General features: G+C 61.7%; 23 protein-coding genes. 9 read left to right on the top strand and 14 right to left on the bottom strand.

Annotated features, from left to right (window positions below; genetic code table 11):
- Positions 1 to 213: 213 nt before the first annotated feature.
- The 3 genes from EKM88_RS07410 to thiD all read left to right on the top strand — a co-directional run bounded on the left by EKM88_RS07410 (position 214) and on the right by thiD (position 3,086).
- The gene (locus tag EKM88_RS07410; protein ID WP_125704744.1) at positions 214 to 1,056 is read left to right on the top strand and encodes an SbcC family exonuclease; all 843 of its coding nucleotides are present in this window, start codon (positions 214 to 216) and stop codon (positions 1,054 to 1,056) included.
- The gene (locus EKM88_RS07405; protein ID WP_125704742.1) at positions 1,049 to 2,104 is read left to right on the top strand and encodes a hypothetical protein; all 1,056 of its coding nucleotides are present in this window, start codon (positions 1,049 to 1,051) and stop codon (positions 2,102 to 2,104) included. Before EKM88_RS07410 ends, EKM88_RS07405 begins: the two co-directional genes overlap by 8 nt.
- A 157-nt stretch (positions 2,105 to 2,261) precedes the next feature.
- Positions 2,262 to 3,086 (top strand): bifunctional hydroxymethylpyrimidine kinase/phosphomethylpyrimidine kinase, encoded by an 825-nt coding sequence (thiD, locus tag EKM88_RS07400; RefSeq protein ID WP_125704740.1) that lies wholly within the window; start codon positions 2,262 to 2,264, stop codon positions 3,084 to 3,086.
- Between the two features lie 389 nt (positions 3,087 to 3,475).
- Here the strand turns inward: thiD and EKM88_RS07395 are convergent, their stop codons facing one another.
- The 6 genes from EKM88_RS07395 to EKM88_RS07370 form a co-directional block, all read right to left on the bottom strand.
- Positions 3,476 to 4,000 carry a DUF308 domain-containing protein gene (locus tag EKM88_RS07395; protein WP_164512042.1) on the bottom strand — a complete coding sequence of 175 codons (525 nt, stop codon included), beginning with the start codon at positions 3,998 to 4,000 and terminating at the stop codon, positions 3,476 to 3,478.
- Between the two features lie 67 nt (positions 4,001 to 4,067).
- Complete coding sequence (locus tag EKM88_RS07390; protein WP_125704735.1) at positions 4,068 to 4,250, bottom strand: hypothetical protein; 183 nt, start codon at positions 4,248 to 4,250, stop codon at positions 4,068 to 4,070.
- Entirely contained in the window at positions 4,240 to 4,911 is a 672-nt protein-coding gene (locus EKM88_RS07385) for an NAD(P)H-dependent oxidoreductase (RefSeq protein WP_125704733.1), read from the bottom strand. The genes EKM88_RS07390 and EKM88_RS07385 overlap by 11 nt, the downstream gene beginning before the upstream one ends.
- A complete protein-coding gene (gene mutY / locus EKM88_RS07380) occupies positions 4,908 to 6,002 on the bottom strand; it encodes an A/G-specific adenine glycosylase (RefSeq protein WP_125704731.1) in 1,095 nt (364 codons plus the stop codon). Before mutY ends, EKM88_RS07385 begins: the two co-directional genes overlap by 4 nt.
- A 102-nt stretch (positions 6,003 to 6,104) precedes the next feature.
- The gene (locus tag EKM88_RS07375; protein WP_125704729.1) at positions 6,105 to 6,617 is read right to left on the bottom strand and encodes a pyrophosphohydrolase domain-containing protein; all 513 of its coding nucleotides are present in this window, start codon (positions 6,615 to 6,617) and stop codon (positions 6,105 to 6,107) included.
- A 44-nt stretch (positions 6,618 to 6,661) separates the two neighbouring features.
- The gene (locus EKM88_RS07370) at positions 6,662 to 6,937 is read right to left on the bottom strand and encodes a hypothetical protein (protein WP_125704727.1); all 276 of its coding nucleotides are present in this window, start codon (positions 6,935 to 6,937) and stop codon (positions 6,662 to 6,664) included.
- Between the two features lie 201 nt (positions 6,938 to 7,138).
- Here EKM88_RS07370 and EKM88_RS07365 point away from each other — a divergent pair, with 201 nt between their 5' ends.
- Together EKM88_RS07365 and EKM88_RS13310 are read left to right on the top strand one after the other, a co-directional pair.
- Entirely contained in the window at positions 7,139 to 7,735 is a 597-nt protein-coding gene (locus EKM88_RS07365; protein WP_125704725.1) for a helix-turn-helix domain-containing protein, read from the top strand.
- Positions 7,736 to 7,738: 3 nt separating this feature from the next.
- Positions 7,739 to 7,882, top strand: a complete 144-nt coding sequence (locus EKM88_RS13310) for a hypothetical protein (RefSeq protein WP_164512041.1) — start codon at positions 7,739 to 7,741, stop codon at positions 7,880 to 7,882.
- A gap of 36 nt (positions 7,883 to 7,918) precedes the next feature.
- Here the strand turns inward: EKM88_RS13310 and EKM88_RS07360 are convergent, their stop codons facing one another.
- From EKM88_RS07360 to EKM88_RS07350, 3 genes are all read right to left on the bottom strand, one after another.
- Positions 7,919 to 8,254: a hypothetical protein gene (locus EKM88_RS07360; protein ID WP_125704723.1), complete on the bottom strand. Its 336-nt coding sequence runs from the start codon at positions 8,252 to 8,254 to the stop codon at positions 7,919 to 7,921.
- 272 nt (positions 8,255 to 8,526) lie between these two features.
- Positions 8,527 to 8,958 (bottom strand): hypothetical protein, encoded by a 432-nt coding sequence (locus EKM88_RS07355; protein ID WP_125704721.1) that lies wholly within the window; start codon positions 8,956 to 8,958, stop codon positions 8,527 to 8,529.
- Positions 8,945 to 9,175 carry a helix-turn-helix transcriptional regulator gene (locus EKM88_RS07350; RefSeq protein WP_125704719.1) on the bottom strand — a complete coding sequence of 77 codons (231 nt, stop codon included), beginning with the start codon at positions 9,173 to 9,175 and terminating at the stop codon, positions 8,945 to 8,947. The genes EKM88_RS07355 and EKM88_RS07350 overlap by 14 nt, the downstream gene beginning before the upstream one ends.
- 343 nt (positions 9,176 to 9,518) lie before the next feature.
- Between EKM88_RS07350 and EKM88_RS07345 the strand changes: the two genes are divergently transcribed.
- The 4 genes from EKM88_RS07345 to EKM88_RS07330 all read left to right on the top strand — a co-directional run bounded on the left by EKM88_RS07345 (position 9,519) and on the right by EKM88_RS07330 (position 13,158).
- Entirely contained in the window at positions 9,519 to 10,067 is a 549-nt protein-coding gene (locus EKM88_RS07345) for a helix-turn-helix domain-containing protein (protein ID WP_125704718.1), read from the top strand.
- Between the two features lie 23 nt (positions 10,068 to 10,090).
- Positions 10,091 to 10,828: an ABC transporter ATP-binding protein gene (locus EKM88_RS07340; protein WP_225418453.1), complete on the top strand. Its 738-nt coding sequence runs from the start codon at positions 10,091 to 10,093 to the stop codon at positions 10,826 to 10,828.
- An 11-nt stretch (positions 10,829 to 10,839) separates the two neighbouring features.
- Complete coding sequence (locus tag EKM88_RS07335; RefSeq protein ID WP_164512040.1) at positions 10,840 to 12,150, top strand: ABC transporter permease family protein; 1,311 nt, start codon at positions 10,840 to 10,842, stop codon at positions 12,148 to 12,150.
- A gap of 249 nt (positions 12,151 to 12,399) precedes the next feature.
- Entirely contained in the window at positions 12,400 to 13,158 is a 759-nt protein-coding gene (locus EKM88_RS07330) for a DUF3923 family protein (RefSeq protein ID WP_125704714.1), read from the top strand.
- Between the two features lie 255 nt (positions 13,159 to 13,413).
- Here EKM88_RS07330 and EKM88_RS13305 read toward each other — a convergent pair whose 3' ends face one another.
- The 5 genes from EKM88_RS13305 to EKM88_RS07310 all read right to left on the bottom strand — a co-directional run bounded on the left by EKM88_RS13305 (position 13,414) and on the right by EKM88_RS07310 (position 21,115).
- Positions 13,414 to 13,557, bottom strand: a complete 144-nt coding sequence (locus EKM88_RS13305; RefSeq protein WP_164512039.1) for a hypothetical protein — start codon at positions 13,555 to 13,557, stop codon at positions 13,414 to 13,416.
- Between the two features lie 105 nt (positions 13,558 to 13,662).
- Positions 13,663 to 16,755 carry an AAA family ATPase gene (locus EKM88_RS07325; RefSeq protein WP_164512038.1) on the bottom strand — a complete coding sequence of 1,031 codons (3,093 nt, stop codon included), beginning with the start codon at positions 16,753 to 16,755 and terminating at the stop codon, positions 13,663 to 13,665.
- On the bottom strand, positions 16,755 to 17,870 hold the full coding sequence (locus EKM88_RS07320; RefSeq protein ID WP_125704710.1) for an exonuclease SbcCD subunit D: 1,116 nt from the start codon (positions 17,868 to 17,870) through the stop codon (positions 16,755 to 16,757). The genes EKM88_RS07325 and EKM88_RS07320 overlap by 1 nt, the downstream gene beginning before the upstream one ends.
- A gap of 183 nt (positions 17,871 to 18,053) precedes the next feature.
- Complete coding sequence (locus EKM88_RS07315; RefSeq protein ID WP_125704708.1) at positions 18,054 to 19,676, bottom strand: ABC-F family ATP-binding cassette domain-containing protein; 1,623 nt, start codon at positions 19,674 to 19,676, stop codon at positions 18,054 to 18,056.
- Positions 19,677 to 19,774: 98 nt separating this feature from the next.
- Complete coding sequence (locus tag EKM88_RS07310; protein WP_125704706.1) at positions 19,775 to 21,115, bottom strand: metallophosphoesterase; 1,341 nt, start codon at positions 21,113 to 21,115, stop codon at positions 19,775 to 19,777.
- Between the last annotated feature and the right edge of the window lie 64 nt (positions 21,116 to 21,179).

Genomic DNA, 21,179 nt, shown 5'->3' with positions numbered 1-21,179 from the left:
CAAAAATGGGCAATTTCTCATTCTTGCGCGCTAAACCCCTTTAGATGAACGATTATTTCACGAAGAAACGGTTACGATAGTTTCGTAACCCCTGTCATTGCGGTAAACTAAAGACATTAGTCACTGAGCGGTCGGTGACTCGACGCCGCGCCTGTGCGTCCCCCACCGCAACCATGCTTTTTTTCACCGCTTCAGCATTCAAGGAGGTCCCTCATGACAATTCAATCCAGCCTGACTTACCAAAAAAAATTCTTTGACGCGTTTGACACCGCGTGGCAGAACCGCTCCACCTTCCGCCTGTACCAAGGCATCGACACCACTGCCGCCAACCTGCGCCTCGCGCTGTCTGAGACGCCGGGTTACATCCTGGCCTATGACAAGGATGCGCAACGGGAGCTGCACGACTTTTTGCAAACGGACTTTATCGCCTTTTTGCGCGAACACATCCCCTTTTTCAAGGTGAGCGATGGCGGGGACGTCTTCTTCGGGGACTGGTACCACCGGCGCCAATTCGGCCACATCGATGTCATCAGCCGCCTGATCAACCAAACAACGGATGCCGAGGCCGCCATTTTGCCGCAACTGCAGGCGTTCGCCCAGGACCCGGACAACTTCCTTGATAACCAGATCGAGGCGATGCGCCAATCGACCTACGCCGCGGTGGATGACCTGCACAACCAGATGGAAGCGGCCGCTGCAGAATCTGCCAGTGAGCCGGCGCGCGCAAGCACCGGCACTGGCAGCGGTCTGCGCGGGATGCTGAAGAGCTTCATTGATCCATCCGATGAGCCGGCGCCGAGCAAGCCGGCCCGGCGCAATGCGGCGCAACCCGCTAACAAGCTCAAGGCGCGCTTTGATGCCGCCAAGGAAGCCGCAGATGCCGAGTTTGACGCCAACAAGCGCCAGCTTGAGGTGGCCGCAGCCATCACGCGGTATGAGTACCAAGCGGTCACGGCAGCCTACAGCTCCGTTGACCAATTCCAGAACGTCTTGGCCAACCTTTCCAAGGACTTCATGAAGGCACAAGAAGCAAAGGAGGCCAAAGCCAATGCTTAACTACAACGATGCAACGATTCAAAAGCTGGTCACCGGTGCCCTGAGCGCCCACGAGGCCCGCACTAAGATCAGTGCGGCGTACCACAAGGCGCTCTCCGCCCTGCGCAACGACGGGCTGTGGGAAGCCAACTTGCCCGCCATGATGACGGTCACGGCCAGTTTTACGAACCTGCTGGGGGATAAGCTACTGCAGGCCCTCAAGGCCGACCGCACCGTAGCAGACGATTTTGCCAGCCGGCTGTGGTTTGATGTCACCATGGCCGATGTTGATCACAGCGCCATCACCTTCCACCTCGCCAGCGCCGACCACAACCAGGATCTGCTCACGATCGACACGCCGCTTGGCGACTCGGCCAAGCTGGTCGCCAAGTCGCTACCGACACTGATTCAAGTGACCGCTACCGAACCCGTCCTCGACTACACCGACAGCGAAGTCACCGCACTGAGCGCCATGATCAAGGTGCTTTACACCGCAGATCTGGCCTTCGCGCGCATCGATGAAACCGTGCTGCAGCCCGTTGATGGCCTGACCTTCAAGACCCGCTACGATAACACCCAAGTGCGCACGGCCACCGCGACCGCACGCACAGCCGGTGATTTGACGTTGACCCTCCCCTTGACGGAAGGCGTGGTGCTCGGTTACCGGGTGCGCGACAACAGCGGCTCGGACTGGACCAACTTGGGCACCGCCGACACCACCGCGACTGCCTTCACCTGGACGTCCAACACCATTCCGGAAAACCTAGTCGGCCACTCGCTTAAGCTTGAAGCACAAGTCCGCACCGGTGAAAACTCGCCGGCCCTAGATGAGCTGTTTGTCATCGCGTCCAGCAACGCCATCCTGATGCGCCAAGGTAGCAACCTGGGCGACTACGCGCTGGACTTGCCGAACCACAAGACCCTGGCCATCAATGTTGACCCAGAGGAGGACACCCTCACCCTGGCCTACCCGGAGCCAACCGTGCAGGTATTGGAGCTCAATCACACCTACCCATTCCTCGGGGATTGGCTCAAGGCTATTTTGCCGATGCGCCGCGCGTTCAACTAACCCCACTGAAAACCCGAATGAGAGGATGATGCCACTGTGGTATCATCCTCTTTGTTAACCCTTCTCATCTGATCAGTCGAATTTTTAGGGCCACATATTTGTATTTTCATGTCAGTGGGGTATGATTTGCGTAATTGATTAAGGAGGACAAGACACCATGGCCAATGAATTTCCCCAAGTTTTGACTATCGCTGGCGTTGATAGCGATGGCAGTGCAGGCGCCCAAGCGGACCTGCACAGTTTCTTCATGCGCGGCACCTACGGGACGCTCGTGCTGACGGCCGCTGTGGCCGGCAATTCATATGGGATTCACGATGCGGCCCTGCTGCCGCTGGATTTCATTGACCACCAGTTCGATGCGCTGGCGGACGACCTAAAGATTCGCGCCGCTAAAACCGGCATGCTCGCTAACGCGGACATGATCAAAACGGTGGCTAAAAATCTGAAGAAGTACGACTTCGGGCCACTGGTGCTCGATCCCGTCATTTCCACTAAGCATGGCAACCTGCTGATGGAAGCCGATGCCTTCGAAACGCTCAAGGCCGAGCTCATCCCCTTGGCCACCGTGATCACACCAAACTTCTACGAGGCGGAGCACCTGACCGGCCAGACGCTGGATACCGAAGCCGCCATCATCGACGCCGCCGAGCAGATTCACGCGATGGGCGCCAAGAACGTGGTGCTCAAGGGCCGCCACGACCAAGCCACGCAAACCGAAGTCCGCGATTACGTTCTGCTGGATAATGGCAAGGCCTTTTGGCTCACTGGCCCCTACTACCCGACCGACCGCAAGAACGGCACCGGCGACTCCTTAAGTGCCGTCATCACCGCGGAACTGGGTAAGGGCGCGGCCGTTGAAGACGCCATTCGCATCGCCAAGCGCTTCGTCGACACCGCGATCGCCAACGAAATCGCGGTCGGCCACCAGTTCGGCCCCATCAATCACTGGGCCAACACGCTGGTGCAGCCGCATCTTATTTAGACCAAAGCAGAGCAAAGCGTTCTTCGCGGAATGGGTAGCTTCGCCTAAGTGCTTGGGGCGCACTTGGCCCCGAGTGCTTAGACGTGGCTAGCCACTTCCGCGTTGCTTTGCGGCGCTCGACGATAGACCAGAGCAGAGCAAAGCGTCCTTAGCGGAATGGGTAGCTTCGTCTAAGTGCTTGGGGCGCACTTGGCCCCGAGTGCTTAGACCTGGCTAGCCACTTCCGCGTTGCTTTGCGGCGCTCGACGATAGACCAGAGCCGGGGGGCACGCCATGCCTCGCGTAAAGACTGGAAAGCAACCGGCTGGGTTAAGCTGGACGTTATAGCACCCCACGCAAAAACCGGTCCGCCTGCAGTCACTTGCAGCCGAACCGGTTTTTTGATGTCGCTATTTCTTGAGGCGAATCGCGTTGCCCACTTCGGCCACCGCCATGACGATCAGCAAGGCGCCGACCACTTGGAGCATCACCATGACCGTGCGGAACGGATTGAACAGCAGGAACACGCCCGCCGCGGCCACGATCACACCATACAGGATCCCCGGCAGCGGGGACACGTTGATGTACTGCTGTTGCACACGGGCACTGGTGATCCGGTTGATGCCGTAAATGACCAGCAGCAGGCCGAACAGCACCGGCAGTAGGCTCATCGCCGGCCGCAACAGCGCCGCCACCAACAGGGCTGCGATCAGCAGGGCTCCGCCGCGCCACAGCGCGTAGTTGGGCTGCTGGGTCCGCGCCTGCCAGCCGGCGATCAGTGCCGGCACGGCCATGGCTAACAGGCTGACCACCAGCACCAACTTGACCACGGCGTACACACTGTACGGCGCGACCAGGAACCAACCCCCTGCCGCGGCCAGCATCACGGCCCGCAACACCGTCATTCGTTGAATCGTTTGCCAAATCGTTTGCATCTGCGCATCCGCCTTTCTTTGCTTCCAGCATACCATGCCAGAAGCGGCGCGGCATCCGTCTTAGGGCTTACCACTGCGCGTGGTCCCAGGTGCGGCCATCCACCTCGCCAGCGGCCTGGTCGAGCCGTTGGGCCTGCGCCTGAATGAACGCCTGCAATTCTTGATAAAACGCGCGGTCCTCGTACTGATCGGCCGCAGCCGCCAGCGCTTGAGCCTGCGCCAGTAGCCAGCGGGTCGTCTCATCCGTCATCGCGCTCACCTGCTTTCATCGCCTGAATCGTCGCCCGCAAGGCCGTGAGCTGCTCTTGGCGCTCCGCCAGCGTGGCGGCCATCAGCGTCTGCGGTGCCAGCGGGTCCGCCTGCCCGCGCCGGTCGAGCTGTGCCATCCACCAAGCGGCTTGTGCGCTGAACGACTGCGGCGTTTCCAGCGTCAAATACTGCTGGTAGCGCACCAGCAGCTGCGCGCGGGCCGCCTCATCCTGGTACGCAAACTGCGGCACCGTCAGCGTCGGTAGCAGCCGCAGCCCGGTTTTGCGCGCCAACGCGGCGTACGGGCTGAGCAGCGTGCTCAGGCTGACGCCTTCCGCCCCACCGGCCTGATAGGCAGCTTCCGGCTGGCTGAACGTGACCACTAACCCGAGGTCGCGGCCAGCGAGCTTGGCCGCCAGCGCGTCGGTCCACACGGCGTCCAGCCACGCCTTGAGGCTGGCGGGCGCCTGATACCAGTACAGCGGAAACGCCAGCACGATCCGGTCGGCCGCCAGCAGTTGCACCTGTTCGGCCGCCACGTCCAGCATCGCCGGTAGCACATGCCACGTCACCTCGGGCAAGCGTGCGGCGCTGGCCTTGAGGAACTGCTGCGTCAGCGACCCCGCCACGTCGGGATGGCTCACGATCACCAATGTCTTCATGACGCACCGCCCTGGCAGGCAGCCAGCAGCTTTTTTTGCACCGTCGGCAACGCCAACTGGTCAAACTCGGCCGCCGGCACCCAGCGCCCTGGCAGAAAGGCGAGGTCAAAGGCGGCCGTCTCCGCCGTCACCAGCGTCAGCTGCCACTGCTGGTGGGTGAACGTATGCCGCACCAGCGGATAATCGCTGACGGCCAGCTGCGGGGTGACGCCTGCGCTGGCGCCAAACTGCGCCGCCGCTTCCGCCAGCTGGGCCGGCAGCGTGGTCCCTTCCAGTTCCTCCCGCGCCACCAGTGGAAACATCCACAGGTTCGCCAGCATCCCCGTACTCGGCCGCTGCACCATCAGGTAGCCGGCCGGGCTGTGCAGCACCAACGCAAAGTATGGCACCTTTTTGGGCCGCGGCTTCTTGGTTTTCACCGGAAAATCGTACACCCGTCCCGTCTGGTAACTTTCGTCGAATGCCGCGACCGGCGAGTGCGCCGGGTCGGCGTCCTTGGCTGACATGTAGCTCGACCCCAAGTCCATGATGGCCTGGTTGAAGTCACCGGGCCGCTTGGGGTCGATGACCTGGCGGATCAGCGTATCAAACACCGCCCGCGACTTGGGCTGTGCGATGTCATCCGGCACGCAAAACAGCCGCGCAAACACCCGAAAGGCGTTTCCGTCGATCGCCGGTTCCACCTGATTGAAGGCAATGCTGGCGATGGCCCCCGCCGTGTACGGGCCGATCCCGCTGAGCGTGCGCAGCTCGGCGGCCGTCTCGGGCCACCGGCCGCCGTGATCCGCCACCAGCTGCTTGGCCGCCTTTTGCAGATTGCGCGCGCGCGAATAGTAACCCAGCCCCTCCCAGGCCTTGAGCACCGCCGCTTCAGAGGCGGCCGCCAGGGCTTCCACGGTCGGAAACTGGGTCAAAAAGCGCTCATAGTACGGAATGACCGTGGCCACCTGCGTCTGCTGTAGCATCGTCTCGCTGATCAGAATGTGATACGGCTCCTGGTCGCGCCGCCACGGCAAGTCGCGCTTCTCCGCGTCGTACCACGCCAAAAGCGTTTGGCGAAACGCCGCAATTTTATCTTGTGACCAATTCAATCGTCATCCCTCCATTTCAGTTCATTATAGCGAAGCTGACCGGGGTTTCAAAGCCCCCTTAGCGCAGACAAAAACGGCCGCCAATCGTGGCGACCGTTCCATTTAGTCTTGTGAAGCCGTGGTTTGTTGTACGATGGCCCGCGTAATGGCAGGTTCGGGCTGATACTGGACGGCCCAGCTGGCGGGCTTGAGCACCTTGTTCGTGACGGGGTCGCGATGCGCCGTTCCGTCTGGAAACAGCTTGTGCATGTTGGCGGCGTGGATGGCGTCCAGCACCGCAGTGGGTTCGACGCCCATCAGCACGAAGTTGCCGTATGCAAGGTACAGCATGTCACCCACGGCATCCGCCTGCTTCACCAGCGGCGGCGTGGCGCTGGCGGGCTTGCGCGCCAACTTGGCTCGCGCCGAGGCGAGCTTATCCTGAAGCGCGGCAAATACCGCGTCCACGTCCGCCGCACTGGTTGCGGTGCTCGTGGCAAACTCCGTCAGCTCCTCCAGCATGAATCCCGCGCGGTCGATCAGCTCCGCCTGTCCGAGCGCCTGCGGCTTGGCCGGGGCGCGGTCGTCAAACACGCGGTGAAAGGCCTGCGCCTCTGCGTAATGCTGCTCTGTCACTTGTTTTCCTCCCAGCGTATCGGGCTTGTCGTTTCCTTCGCCCATTATAGCAGCGCGAGCCCCAGCCCGCGATGGCGTGTGCCAAGCTGATATGGCGCCGTCGTGGCAAACCAGGCGCCAACGGGTTGCGACAGCGCCTGCTTCACCGCCAGCGGGTCCAGTCCCTGACGGAGCAACATCAGGCACCGGTCGTCCGCGGCGCCGCTGGCCAGCGCGCGGGCCACCTGGTCCAGCACGAGGCGTTCCGCCGCCGTGGTGGTCGAGAGCGCCTGCAAACGGGCGACTTCCGTCGAGAATGCGGTGCGATCAAATTTTGTCATGATGATCCCTCCAATACACTGTCACTGTAACGCCCAAGCCGGTTTCGAGCAAGGGACTTTAGGCGGAGGCTGGGCATTCTGGCCGGTTTGGTCAATATTTCCCGGGCAATAATGCCAATGCGCCGATTCTTGGCGTGATGCCACGGCCATTTGCTAGTAGAATCTGAAGTAAGCGCCTAAAGTGATGGTGAGGGATCGAACATGAGTATCGGTGAGCAACTTCAACAGGCGCGCAAAGCGCAGCATCTCACGCAGGCACAGCTGGCCGAACAGCTGCACGTGACCCGGCAAACCATCTCGAACTGGGAGGTGGGTCGCAGCTACCCGGATCTCGCCAGTGTTGTGTTACTCGCAGACACACTAACGCTCTCCCTCGACCAATTACTCAAGGGAGATGTTCGAATGATGAATGATGCCAAACACAAGGAACAGGAGCGGCAAAACGCCCGGCTGCTGTACTGGGGCACCCAGCTCAGCACGCTGATGATCGTGGGGATCATCGCGGCCTTTGCCCTAAACTGGCCTGGTAGCGCGATGGGCCACCTGACCCAGCTGGGACTGCTCGCGGTGCTGCTGGTCAGCATCGCCGTCAGCCTGCTGGCCCAGGCCCGCTACCGGCAAACCACGACCCGCTGGCTCCTCACGCGTGGGCATCAGCTGGTGGCCCTGCTGGGTGGCACCGTCATCGGTGGACTGTGGGCCACTATCGGTCTGACGGGCTGGTTCTGGGGCATCACCGCCGCCATCGTGCTCGGGCTCGCTGGCCTGTGGTGGCGCGGCAAGACGCGCAAGGCATAAGCGATGCAGGAAGAGCAAGACGTGGTGCTCCGTCAGATCAAGGCCTTCGCGCAGGGCCTGGGCAGCCTGCTGATGCACGGCAAGGACGGCAGCACCACCGAAATCGTTTTTCCGCCAACCGATGCCACCACGAAAAAACCGAAGTAGCGCGCCATTCCCGGCGACGCCACTTCGGTTTTTGCTTTACAGCCAGCCGATCTGCGTCAGCTGCACGAGGGTCAAAACGACCAGACACACCGCCAGCAAGCCAAGAAACTGCCACTCGGCGTAAAGCAGGCTCGGCAGTGTCGTCAGTCCCTGCCGGCGGCGTTGGTGGGCCGCCACAACATCGCAGATGGCCGCGATAACGGCCATGAGTGCCGGCATCAGCAGCAAGCCTGCCGGCCCCCCGATCGCATCGGTGATGCCCAGGTCATCGATATGCATCGCGATGGTGCGAGGCGCTACCGCCATTAACCCCAAAGAAATCAACAGACTCAGGCCAACTTGGCCCCAGAGCAATACCCGATACCGGCGCATCACGCCACCTCCCGCTAAGGCCGCCGCACGTGACACACGCGCGGCGTCATTCCATCAATCATCAGGTCTATCAATCGCCCACCGCTGCCGCAACACTGAGTGGGGCAAGTGTGCACTCGTTTCGCTGGCTGACCGAACGCCTTTCACCACTAGAATCGACGCGCGCCACCATGCCGGTCAATGGATCGACTCATCCCCTGCGACATGTCATCCAGCGTCCGTTTTCAACCGCCCCTATGATACCGCTCATGGCCGCCAACTGCGCACCCAAATTAAAGTTTGTGCTCGTAATACAACGAGCTGCCCAGCCAGAGCCAAAACGTCAGCCCCACGGTCAGTGCCATCCCGGTCAGTAGCCCGCGCGTTTCAGCCGAGGCCGTGCCGTGTGTTGCCACCAGTGTCAGCAGGCTCACCACCACTAATACCGCGAGCAACAACTTCAGCGTACGGTCGTTGGATTTGAGCCGTACCAGCTGGTTGCGCTCATCGCGGTCGTCAACGCGGTCCGCATGCGCGGCCCGGCGTGAAAAGGCGCGTCTCATCATGACGCCCCCTGCCAGCATGCAGACGATCACCACGCCCCAATCCTTGACGGCGGTCGGCCAATCAGTTGCGGGGCCGGTCAGGTTCAGGTAGACGTCGAGCCCGCCCATCAAAAGTAACCCGATGCCCATCAGTAAGCCGCGCTTGTTATAGATCCGCATTCTCCTCATCCTCCAATCGCTTGTTCAGCGCCAAGCAGCACAGCGTCTCCACGCTTTGGCCGAAAACTAGCGCCAGCCGGTAAGCCAGCATGAGACTCGGACTGTACTGCTCCTTCTCAATCGAGATGATCGTGCGCGCCGAAACGTGCACGCGCTCAGCCAGCTGCGCCTGCGTCAGGCCAGCCGCCTTGCGAAATTCCTTGACCTTGGTTTTCATCGGCACCTCCAAATATGAAGTTCGCTTCGTATGAAGTTAGCTTCATATTAAACCGACGACGGGTCGCTGTCAAGGCTTTGCGTGCGTTGAACAGCCAACACGCCTTATCGCCCAATTACGCCCCCTATGTGGGCCGCGTTTGGGCGGTGCGTGACCTGTTCAAGCAGAAAATAGTTGCGTTTAGGCCAGTAGATGCGCCCCCACCCGATTGCCATCTGGCTGCGATCGGCGAATAATGGTGCTAGCTAAAACACCCGCTACAACCGCACCGATCAAATAAATTGTTAGCTTTACTCGACTGCGCGTGGCTTACTAAAAGGGTCCATTGAAGGGAAAGAACACGATGACTATCGGCAAACGAATTCGCCAAAAACGCGAGGCATTGCAGTTGACGCAAAATGATGTGGCGGACAAATTATTCGTCACCCAGCAGACGGTCGCGCGGTGGGAAAGCGACAAGCACACCCCACCCCTTAAGGCCGTGCAGGATCTGGCAGATCTGTTTCAGGTCGACGTCGCCTACTTTTTTGGTGAAGACCGCATTGTGGTTCACAAGTTCAACTTTTTTGCGTTGTTCGGGAGCCTGACCTTCAACTTTCTCTTCTTTTGGATCGTCGCAGTCGCATTGATCTCAATTCAGCTCGCCTTCTGGGGGGCTGCGGGGGCCTGCTTCATCGGCCCAGGCGTTGTCATCTGGCAGGCCGTCACCGGCATCCGCGCGCTCACGTTCTGGCGGGCGCTCGGTGGCTTAGGTCTGACTGCCTTTGCCTGCCTTATTATGCCGTTACTTTGGAAAATGACCCGCTACATGTGGCGGATCCTGAAGGCCTACTACCGGTACAACGTCAACGCAATCTTCTATGAAGTCGTGCCAAGAGAGCAAGCGAAATAAGCTGCCTTTTGGAGGTAATCACGGTGACCGCAATTATTGAAGCGCACCGCATCAGCAAAACCATCGCGCCGGGCGGCCAGGCTGCACCGTTGCCCATCCTACGCGGGATCGAATTCACCGCAGCCCCCGGTGAATTCGTCAGCATTCTCGGCCCCTCTGGGTCGGGCAAAACCACCCTGCTGCGCTGCCTGTCGGGGCTGACCGCACTGACAGCCGGCACCATTTTGATCAACGGACAACCGCTCAGCGCACTGTCCGCCAAGCAACTCGCCCTGTTGCGGCGCACTACGCTCAGTTACATCTTTCAGTCGTACAACCTGTTGCCCGCCCTGTCGGTGTTGGAAAACATCGTCCTGCCGCTGCGCCTCAGCCATCATCCGATCAACGTTCAAGCGGTTCAGCGCCTCATGGCTGAACTGCGCTTCAAGGCGGACTTGCACCAGCGTCCCGCCGCGCTGTCAGGCGGGGAACAGCAAAAAGTCGCGATCGCGCGCGCTTTGATGACAAAGGCCAAGCTGATTTTCGCCGACGAGCCGACCGGGGCCCTCGATTCCCTGTCGCGCGCCATTATTTTCGACAAGCTGCGCGCGCTGGCGGTATCAGGCGCATGCGTCGTGATGGTGACCCACGACATTGCCCAAGCCGCCAAAACCGACCGGACACTGATCCTCCGGGACGGTCGGATCGCGGCAATCGACACGCGACCCACCGAGCGACGCCTGTTTGAGGCGATGCAGTCCGCCGAGCAGGTGCGCCCATGATCAGACTCGGGTTGTCCCAATTTCGCGCGTCTTGCCGGGTGTGGCTCACCGCAAGCTTTGTGTTTCTGGTCGCGGGCTGGCTGATCGGCTTTTGCCTGACTGGCATTCTTTCCATTCAGCAGGCGCTTGCCACCGGGCTGACGCTGGCGGAAGACCCCACGCCGCTGTTCATCATGCCGCTGGTGTTCGGGAGCATCACGCTATTCTTCGTGCTCGGCGGACTCATTCGCAGCGTGATCCAGGCGCTCAGGGCTGAGTATGCGCTCTGGCTGATCACAGGCGCCACGCCCACCCAGATCGCCGTCCTAGTGGCCGTTCAGCTCGGCCTGACCGGCCTCATCAGCAGCCTGGTGGGTGATCTGCTCGCCTTGCAAACTCTCCCGTCGCTGTACCACCTGCTCCAAGTCAAAATCGGGGCGGCGATGCTACCAACCGTCGCCTTTCACTTTTCCCCTCAAGGCTTCGTGGCAACCGGTCTGCTGATGACACTGACCTGTTTCATCATCGGCCTGCTTCGCACTAAGCAGGCCCTGCGCCGCTTTCAACTGACGGCAAAAACGGCCCCTGTCCGCGGACCAATGGTGCGTCTGACGCTGGCCGGGATCGGGCTACTGGCCTGTGTCGGCGCCATCCTGTTCGCACCGCAGCCGCACCACTCAACGCAGGCGCTGGCGCTACACTTCATTCAGCCACTTTATTTTGCGCTGATCTGCCTCGTTTTGCTTCAGGTGCTCGGCGGGCGCGCGTTGCTCACGTGGCTGCTGAATATGGTCACGAAAGCCACGCGCTGGCTGCCTCAAGGGGGCGCGCGCACGGCCGGGTGGCAGGTCGCGGCCGATGGCGAACGGACGGCGACCACCCTCGTCCCCGTTCTCGTGGTGCAAACGCTGATCATCGGCCTGTACGCGTTGCTGTTCGGCATGGCAGATACCGCGGCCATCAGTTTCCCCAACGTCTGGGTCGCCTTCCTCGCCTACATTGGTGCCCCTTTGATCCTGGTGATCGCCAACATCGTTTCGGTGGCCATGTTGAAGGGGGCCGTGCAGAAACCAAACCTGGCCCAGCTGTCCCTGCTTGGCTTCACTCGCGGCCAGCTGATTCAAGAGCGCGGGATCGAAAGTGGCTTGCAGCTGATCGTACTTTTGCTTGCCGCCGGACTGAGCGATTCGAGCCTCTACGGTCTCGTAGTTCTGGCTTGCCGCAAAGCGGGCATTGCCAACAACATGCAGCTGGCCACAACGGCCGGTGTCTCGTTGGTGATCGCAGGAACCACCGCGCTCGTGTTATGGTTGATCGACGTGGTGGTCATCTTGCGCCAGTGACCCGATGAGGCTTAGCTCGCAAGCAGAGGCTAGGTCTGGGTCGCATTGCGTGCGCAAAGCAACCGCACGATGATTTCCCGGGCAATAATCGTCGCGTCATTCGGAATGCCCCCGCGTTAATGGCAGCTTCGCTCGCAAAAAAGCAGTATGATGGGGCTGGGCGCGCGCGTCTGACGCCCGTGATAACCGCGTGCTAGAGAGGCTAGCGTGACGAATCGAGCTGGCGACTGTACGCTTTGGAGGTCAACCATGTTTGAACAACGATTGAAGCAATCACGACTGGACGTCGCGCTCACCCAGCAAGCGCTGGCAGAACGCTTATTCGTCTCCCGTCAAACGGTCTCGAGTTGGGAAACCGGCCGCAACCTCCCCAACCTCGAGACCCTGGCGCGGCTTGCCGCCGAATTGGACGTCACCACCGATTACCTGCTCGGGCGTCCTACCGAGACGCGCGCATCGACCCCATTCGGTTCGGTCGTGCCAGTTTTGGCGATCCTTGTCTGCATGCGTCTCAGCATTGCAACAAGCGGCACCACACTACTGCTCGAAGACGCCGTGATCATCGGCTTAGCCGGCGTGTGGCTTGCCCAACGCCACCATGTCGCCAGCCGCCCCGTTACCTTGACCACCTTAAGCCTCGGGGCTTCAATGCTTGCTTTTTCATGGGGGAACATTTTTGAGATGGAATGGCCCCTGCAGTTCGCTTACAGCCTCGCCGGCGCACTTCTCACCAGTGAGATGAGCTGCGAATGGTACCAGCACCAGCTCACAAGGAGGTTGATCCCAATGAAATCCAAAGCACTCTGGTTCACCAATGGCGCGCTGACACTTGTGTTTATCAGCCTGGCCGCGTTTATTCTGACGCGCCACACGGATGCCACCGGCTTTGTTGAAACGCCCAAGATGCGCGCCATCGAGCTGGCAATTCTCGCTGGCTTGGCACTTATCATCGCGGTGGTTGAGCTGATCGGACACTGGTTCATCAAGCGCCTGCAAAAAACAGTCTGATATCACATTCCCGCCCCCTCACGACCATCGCGTGAGGGGTTTTGTGTCAGCCGATTGCTCGCGATGGACTGGCACCCCTCATGGCAATTACATGAGTAAAAATGGTGGCGCGCGATTAACAACCAAAATTCGACCACACAATCTGTTCGGATGGAAATCTTCGTCAGAAGTCCTCTGGTCAGAGATGTGCCACTTAGCTTGACAATTCAAGCGCAAAAAAAGACGCCCATCGCTGGACGTCGACAGACCATCAGATTAGTGTTCACTTTCGAGCTTCTCGGCTTCTTTGTCGATTGTAGCAAACCCTGACTCGGTCTTCTTAACTGGGTGCTCAGCGCGCTTCTTTTCTGCTTCTTGAATCAGCGCCTTGCGTTCTTGCTTACTGAGTTTTCCTGCCATGTTTCTCGCCTCTTCATGAATGAATTAGCGTGAGGGCACGATGACTCTCGCGACAAGTTAGTTATACCACATTTTGGGACTGTTAGCACATGGAATCGTTAATTGCTAATCGCGGTGGACCGCTTGGAGGTGACTTTCCCCGTTCCCGTCGGCGATCACTTGTAGCTGATCCGGGATGCCCTCGCGCAGCTCGGTGACGTGACTGATGATGCCGATCATGCGACTTTGGCCTTCCAAACTTTCGAGCGCCGTCATCGCGATCGTGAGGCTGGCAGAATCCAGCGAGCCGAAGCCCTCATCAACGAACAGCGCATCGATTGAGACGCCGCCGCTTTCCTGCTGGATCACCTCGCCTAGGGCCAGCGCCAGCGCCAAGGCAGCAATGAAGCTCTCGCCGCCGGACAGCGTGTGCACGGAGCGAGTCGCCCCGATCTGGTCGTCGTAGATGTCGATCTCAAGCCCCGAGTCGTTGCGGTGGCTACCGGGTTCTTGGTGCAGGGTGAAAATGTAGCGGCCAGCGCTCAGCGTTTTGAGCCGCGTGTTGGACACCTCCAGCACGCGCTGCAGGTAGGCGCGCAGGACGTAGCGCTCCAGGCTCAGCTTGGCGGGGTTGTTGCCGGTGACGACTTGGAATAGGCTCTCCAGGCCAACTGCTTCATCCATCGCAGTTTGGTTGGCGGCGTATTCGGTTTCGATCGTAGTGACCAGCTTGCGGTTCGTCGCCAGCTCGTGCGTCGCGTTGGCGTGCGCGGTTTGCGCGGTCGCCTGTGCTGCTGCAGCGGCCGCTTTGGCCGCGGCCAGGGCCGCCAGATCCGGTGCTTCCTGCGTCCCAATGGCCGCGTTGGCGCGGTCAAGCAGCGCGGTTTGCTGATCCTGCTGCGTTTTGGCCGCAGTCAGCGCGGCGCTCAGTTCGGCCTGCTGGTCCAGCTGCGCGCGCAGCGCATCAAAGCGGGCCGTGTCCGGCGTGCCAAACTGGGCGGTCAGCGCGGCCACAAATGCGGCTTGCGCGGTCTGATGCTGCGCGGTGGCAGTTTGCTGCTGAGCCGTCAGGTCGGCCAGCTGGGTGCGCGCCTGCACGGCGTCTGCCTGCGCGGCCGTCAGCGCCACTCGTGCTTCATCCACCGCCTTGCGGTAGGCGTCGTCTTCCGCAGTCAGCTGCTGGATCTCAGCGGCCAGCACCTCAAGCGCCGGGGCGTCTGGCGGCAATGCCTTCTGCGCGGCGGCCTGCTGCCCAGCGAGGCTGGCCTGGGTGACGGTGGCCGCATGCGCCGCCGCAGTCGCATCGGTCACCGCCTGCGCCAGTTTCTGCTGCGTGGTGGCCAAAGCGGTTGCGGCCGTCATCAGCCGGGTGCGCGCGGCCTGCTCCTGCGCGACCAGCTCGGTCAGGTGGTCGGCGGCCTGCTTAGCTACGGCCATCACCGCTGCGACGTCCCCGTCGGCCGCGCCGGTCAGCTGCGTCGTCAGGGCGATTTGGCTGGCGGTCAGTGTCTGAGCCTGAGCCGCCAACCGCTCAGCCGTAGCTTGGGCCTGTGCCAGCGTGATTTGGGCTTCTTGCCGTGCCGCATCGGCGGCTTCCAGCGCCGTATCCGATACGGCCGGGGCCGCGTTCGAAGCGACTGCTGGGTGCGGATGGGTCTCACTGCCGCACACCGGGCAGGCCGCCCCGGGGCTCAACTGGGCGGCCAAAACGGCGATCTGCTGCGACAGGCGCGCATCACGCAGCGTCGCGTAGTGGGTCTGCGCGGTTTCGGCGGCGGCGGTCGCGGTGGCCAGCGCCGCGGCGGCAGTCGTCTGCTGGCGCGTCAGCTGAGATCTCTCGCGGGCACCGGCCTGCCACTGCTCAAACCGCGGGGTCAGCGCCGCCAGCTTGGCCGTGGCCGCCGCAGCTTCCTCGGCATGATCGGCCACGGCTGCCTGGGCGGCGGCATTCGCGGTCTGAGCGGCCTGGCCTTTGGCTTCCGCTGCGGTGGCAGCCGCAACTTTCGCGGCGGTCGTTGTGACCGCCTGATTGGCCGCCTCAAGCGCCGCGGTCAGCTCAGCGACTTGCTCCAACTGGGGCCGCAGCCCCTGCAGGCGGTCGCGGCGCTTCACTGCCTCATCGTGGGCCGGCGCAGCCGCGGCCAAGCGCGCCTGCGTTTCTTCGGCAGCCGTGGCGGCTGCGGTGGCGGCGGTCAGCGCCTGCGTTGCAGTCGTCACCCGCTTAGCGAGGCTCGCGAGCGCCTGTTCCTGCGTCGTCAGCTGATCGGCCACGGCCACGTGCTGCTGCACCCACTGCAGCTGGGTCAGCTGCGCCTGCTGGGCGGCGCGCGCCGGCGCGGTCGCGGCTAATTCCGCCAGCGCGGCGGCCGCGCTGGCGCGATCGGCAAACGCCTGATGCAGCCGGTCACCGGCCTGCGCCGCGGCCTCTGCCTGCGCGTAAGCGGCGGCTGCGGCGGTCAACTCGGCGGCTGCGGCGGTCACAGTGGCTTCCAGTGCGGTCAGCCGATCGTGCATCACCGCGAGCCGGTCCGGCATCGGCACGCTCGCGTCTGGGGTTGCGCCATCGAACGCGAACTGGCCGGCAAGCGTGTCGAGCCGCTCAGCCTGCTTTTTCACCGCGGCCTGCTTCTGGCGGGCGATGGCGCGCAGGTTGTCCTGCCAGCGCTTGAACAGCGCGGTGCCAAAGAGGTGCCGCAACAGCGCCTCCTTGTCGTCACTCTTGGCGTCCAAAAACTGGCGGAACTTGCCCTGCGGCAACAGGATCATCTGGCGAAACTGGTCGGCGTCCAGGTGCAGCAGACCTTCGATGCGCGGCGCCACGTCGCGCACCTTGGTCCACTCGTTCACCTCACGCCCTTCAACCTGTTCGCTCAGGCTCACGTGCATCGGCACACTGGTGGTGCCACCGCCACGCTTCTTGGCCAACACCTGGTCGGGCTCGCGCCAGATCACGTACTGCTTGCCGCCGTGGGCAAACGTCAGGGTGACGCGGGTCGGCTCGCTCGGCGCGGCAAAGCTGGCGCGCATCTCCCGACCGGAGCGGTCGTCCCCGGTGGTCGTGCCGTACAACGCAAACACCAGCGCGTCAAAGATGGTCGTCTTGCCGCTCCCGGTTTTGCCGCTGATCAGAAATAACGGCGTCTCGGCAAAGGCGGTGAAGTCCACGGTGGCATCACGATACGGGCCGAAGTTCTGTAAGTCTAATCGCAGTAGTTGCATCATTGCCCCTCCCTTGCCTGAGCAAGCGCCGCCTTGGCCCAGCGCGTCTGGTCGGCAGACAACGCCGTCCCTTGCACCTGCTGGTAAAAATCAGCCAGCATCGGCATCGGGCCGAGCTTCGGGTCCACGGCTGCGGCTGCGGCATCCAGCTTCAGGCTCGATGCGCGCTGCAGGCTGATAGTGCGCGGAAACACTTGACGCAGCGCGGTCATAACGTTGGGGATCACCGCCACATCCGTCAGGGTGATGGCGGTGTAGGCCTCGCGGTCGACCGCCGCGTAGTGCGCCGGATCGGTCAGGTCCGCGAAGCTGCCAGTCAGGTGCTGCACCTCATGCAGCGGCGGCAGCGCGACGAACCGGCGCACCATGGTGTCGGTGTCGAGGATAAACACGCCTTTTTCCTGCGCGACTTCGCTGACGGAATACTTCAACAGCGACCCCGCGTACTGGATCGTCGGGTGATCCAGCGCATGGCGGTTGTGCAGGTGGCCGAGCGCCACGTAATCAAACGCCGCCAGATCGGCCACATCCACCGCATCGAGGCCACCAACGGCCAACTGGGTCTCGGAGTCGCTGCGGTGGCTGTTCGCCGCGAAAAAGTGGGCGATGAGCACGTGCTTTTTGGTCGGGTCAAACTGCGCCTGCAATTCCTGCGTGACGCGGTGCATCGCGCGGTTGATGTTGGTCAGGCTGTCGTCGTCGAAGTACTGGCGCGCCGCCACCGGCTCGAAGTACGGTAGCAAAAAGAACTGCGTGTCGCCAAGCACCACCGGCGTGAATGCCTCCGCAAGCTGCGTGTTCAGGTACAGCTGCGTGGCCCCGTACCAGTCGCGCCCCGTGGCCAGTCGCACCGCCGAGTCGTGGTTGCCGGCGATCGCCAGCACCGGGTACTTGAGCGTTCGGTTCAGCTGCGCCAGCTGGTCATTGACCATCGTCACGGCCGCCTCGTTGGCCAGCGCCCGGTCGTACAGGTCCCCCGCGATGACAATGGCATCCACGCGCTCGCGCTTGGCCGTCGCCACCAGTTGCGCGAAAATTGCGGCCTGATCCGCTGCGAGGTCAAAGCCCGCCAGTTTTTTGCCGATGTGCCAATCGGCCGTGTGCAAGAGTCGCATCTGCCCTTACCTCCTTGATGTATTGCTTCCAGCATACCCTATTTTGCGCCTTTGACCGCAAAAAAGCAGCCAGCGTTTGCTGGCTGCTTCTCCTCGTGGTGATGCGCGGTGGGCGGCACTCCCCCGAATCACCGCCCCCTGCAAGCAGCAGTATAACACGTGAGGGGGTCAGTATGTGTCCGATTAGTAGACGCCCGCGACCTGCGCTTGCGCGACCTCATGGCTCATGAATTCATCATAAGTCGTGTCGGCGCGCTCGACCACGCCCTTTGGCCCCACTTCAACGATGTGGTTGGCGATCGTTTCGATGAATTGGTGGTCATGGCTGGTGAACACCATGGACCCCTTGAAGTCGATCAAGGCATCGTTCAGCGCCGTGATGCTTTCAAGGTCCAGGTGGTTGGTCGGGTCGTCCAGCAGCAGGACGTTGGCCTTGGCCAGCATCATCTTGGCCAGGTACGAACGAACCTTTTCGCCCCCAGACAGGACGGTGACCTTCTTGAGCACCTCGTCGCCGCGGAACAGCATCTGGCCGAGGAAGCCGCGCAGGAAGGTGTTGTCGCTTTCTTCCTTGCTGGCAAACTGACGCAACCACTCGAGGATGTCGAAGCGTTCATCGGAAAATTCCGGGGTCAGGTCGCGCGGCATGTAGGAGCGGCTGGTGGTCACGCCCCAGGTCACTGTCCCGGTATCGGGTTCGATGGCCCCGGCGATGATCTGCATCAGCAGGCTGGCCGTTACGTCTGAACGAGAAATGATGGCGGTTTTGTCGCCAGGTCGCAGGATGAAGCTGACGTTGTCGAGCACCTTCACGCCTTCGATGGTCTTCGAGACGTTTTCCACCCGCAGCAGGTCGTTGCCGATCTCGCGTTCCGGGGTGAACTTGATGTATGGGTACTTGCGGGAGCTCGGCTTGATGTCGTCCAGCGTGATCTTATCCAGCTGTTTCTTACGGCTAGTGGCCTGCTTGGACTTGGAGGCGTTGGCGGAGAAGCGCGCGATGAATTCCTGCAGCTGCTTGATCTGCTCTTCCTTCTTGGCGTTTTGCTGGCCGCGCAGTTCTTGGGCCAACTTGGACGATTCCAGCCAGAAGTCGTAGTTACCGACGAACAGCTGGATCTTACCGAAGTCCACGTCACACATCATCGTGCAGACCGCGTTCAGGAAGTGGCGGTCATGGCTGACCACCAGGACCGTGTTCTCGTAACCGGCCAAAAAGTCTTCCAGCCAGTCGATGGTTTGCGGGTCCAGCCCGTTCGTCGGCTCGTCCAGTAGCAGCACATCCGGCTTGCCAAACAGGGCCTGGGCCAACAGCACCTTGACCTTTTCCCCTTCTGGTAGCTCGGCCATCAGCGTCTGGTGCTGGCTTTCCGGAATGCCCAGGGACTGGAGCAGCTGACTGGCGTCGCTTTCCGCGTTCCAGCCGTCCATCTCGGCGAACTCGCCTTCAAGCTCTGCGGCGCGCATCCCCTTGGCTTCATCGAAGTCCGGGTCCGCGTACAGCGCGTCTTTTTCCGTCATCACTTCGTACAGGCGCGTGAAGCCCTGAAGCACCGTGTTCATCACGGTTTGATCATCGAAGGCAAAGTGGTCCTGCTTGAGGCTGCTCATGCGCTCGTTCGGACCCATCTGAACGGTCCCGGTCGTCGGGGCGAGCTTCCCTTCCAAGATCTTCAGGAACGTGGACTTCCCGGCGCCGTTCGCCCCGATGATGCCGTAGCAGTTCCCAGGCGTGAACTTCAGGTTCACATCGTCGTATAGCTTGCGGTCGGTGAAGACCATCGACACGTTATTCACAGTAAGCAAAGGTGTTAGTTCCTCCTCTAGGCGTATTGGCAACAATGTTATCAGATATTCGGCGTAAGGGCAATGCATCTATAGAAGAAAACCACAGGATGCCCCTGCTAAGGTCGTGCGATCGTAAGCGTCAGCTGCCGGTCTGGCAGGTTCTGATCCTGCCAACAGGATTGCACATAGCGGCGCAGGCTCGGCGTGGCCCACGCGATCTTGTAGCCGGGCATGCGCTTCAGTTCGGCCAGCGTCTGGGCATCGGGGTGATCCAGCCCAACAAAGAAGCGCCAGTTGACCTCCCCGAGAAACTGTTCCGCCGCTGTCAGTTCCTGGTCGCTGAGGCCTTTTTGCCCGTACAGGGTCTCCAGCGCCAGGCGCGCACCGTTGCCCATGAACAGTTGCTTGAGGTGGGCCTGATAGTGCGTGAGCGTCGGATCGCGGCGCTCTGCGGCCGTCAGCACCGGGGTCAGCGCCGCGGTCGCCATGCGGTACTGAAGCCGCGTTGCCGCAAGCGTCACCACGCCAAAGCTGGCCGGGGAAATGGCGAAGCTGCCGCTCGTCACCTCGGTGGTGGTGCAGGTGCCGGCAGGGTCGGCCGCGATGTCTTGCGCATGGCTGTGCCCAGAGAACAGCACCGGCACGTGGTATTTCGTCAGCAGCGCTGCAAGCGCCGGCGCGTTATCGAGCACATAGCCGGTGTGAACGACCTGATTGTGCGCGTACAGATTGTGATGCATGAATACCAGCGTGGCGCGCCCGGCTTTTTGCCCCGCCGCTAGCTGGCGCGCCACCCAGGCCAGCGTGCTGGGCCGCAGCCGTCCACCAGTGTTGGGCTGGCGCTGGCTGACGCCGATCGGGTAGTTGTTGCTGTCCAGGAGCAGCAGCTGGTAGTCACGGTTGAGCACCACGGTGGTACTCAACGAGTCAGCATCCTGGCTGGTCGCATGCGTGAAGGCATCGGGAAAAATGCGCCGCCAATCGGTGGGACTGAGCTGCGCCGTGGTCAGCTGCTGCTTTCCCCGAAACGCCCGCGCCCAGCCGTCGAAGATATCATGGTTGCCGGGAACCGCCAGCACCGCGATGCCAGCGCGCTGCAGTGGGGCCAGGCGCTTGGCGAGACTTTGCGCTGAAGCCTTGGCACCGTTGAACGTAACATCCCCGGTGAGCACCACGGCGACGGGGTGGACCGCCAGTGCCTGGCGCACAAAGGCGCGCAACGCCACCGGCTGGGCGTCGAGGTCTTTGCCGGAGGTGCTACCCTTGATCGCGGTGTACGCTGCCCCTTGGTCGTGCAGGCTCGGCGCAATGAAGTGCGGATCGGACATCACAATGAGCCGCGGCGCGGTTTGCGTGGTCAAAACCGTGGTGGTGGCCGCCTGCGGGACGCGCGTGAGCCCCGCCGCCACCGCGCACAGCGTCAGCAGTGCGGTGGCCAATTGAATCAAACGTTTCATGCATCCTCCTAGCGATCGGTTATCCACAAGATGTTGTGGATTGTGGGGATAAAAGTTGTGAAAG

Source organism: Lacticaseibacillus daqingensis, assembly GCF_003946115.1.
Lineage (GTDB): Bacteria > Bacillota > Bacilli > Lactobacillales > Lactobacillaceae > Lacticaseibacillus > Lacticaseibacillus daqingensis.
This window is presented reverse-complemented; position numbering and strand designations above follow the sequence as displayed.